The following is a 987-nucleotide window of genomic DNA, read 5'->3' on the forward strand; positions in this document are numbered from 1 at the left end:
CGGTGAAGAGTCTCGGCGTATCCGCGAATATTGAAAAGGTGGTGCTGCTCACGGCTTGTGTCGGCATTATCAGCGCCTGTGTGGCTATTTCGGGGAGCATGGCATTTGTCGGCCTGATTGCTCCGCACATCTCGCGGAGGCTCGCCGGCGTCCTGCACCGCCACTCATTGCTGTTAAGCGGATTGATCGGGATGTTTCTCGTATTGTGCGCCGATTTTGCCGGAAAGCTGCTGTTCCAGCCGTCCGAGGTGCCTGCGGGTATCATTCTCGCCATTTTCGGTGTGCCGTACTTCTTATTTTTACTTTTCAAACAAAAAAAGACTGTTCATTAGACTGTTTTTTAGCTCATCAAAGAGGGGAAGGGAGAATGATATGGCTCAAGAAAAACTTCAGCAGTCTGTCAATGCTGCTGAATGCATCCCGGTTGCGATACCGGGGACAGAACAGCGGTGCATGCGTTCACTGGATGGGAGCCGCACATATCGGATTTTTATTGCGAAACCATTTGGGGAACAGCCGCCCGCAGGATATCCCGTGATTTATCTGCTTGATGCCAATTCCGTGTTTGGAACGATGGTGGAGGCGTTGCGGATGCAGTCGCGCCGTCCCGATAAAACCGGTGTAGGGACGGCTGTTATTGTCGGCATCGGTTACGAGACCGACGCTCCCTTTGACCGGGGGCGGTATTATGATTTTACTCTGCCGGAATCGGGCGCTGAGCTGCCCATGAGGCCCGATGGAGCAGACTGGCCGGAACCAGGCGGGGCGAAAGCTTTTCTGTCCTTCATCGAACAGCAGTTAAAGCCGGAGATCGAACAGGAATTCACGATTGATGTGAAAAGGCAGGCGATTTTCGGTCATTCCCTAGGCGGACTTTTTGTCCTGCAGACCCTGTTTACAAAACCGGATCTATTTCAGACATATATCGCCGGCAGTCCGTCCATCCATTGGCATCCGTCATTTTTTGATAAAGAGCATGACTTTGTT

The 987-nt window shown here is 52.2% G+C and carries 2 protein-coding genes; both read left to right on the top strand.

All coding sequences use genetic code 11. The features are described 5' to 3' along the window. Positions 1 to 332: iron chelate uptake ABC transporter family permease subunit (locus ACWHAR_RS23650; protein WP_452088012.1), on the top strand; the 332-nt coding region annotated here is incomplete at its 5' end. 40 nt (positions 333 to 372) lie between these two features. Next, a partial coding sequence (locus tag ACWHAR_RS23655; protein WP_452088013.1) for an alpha/beta hydrolase occupies positions 373 to 987 on the top strand: 615 nt, incomplete at its 3' end.

The organism is Bacillus sp. LR--39, assembly GCF_053613335.1.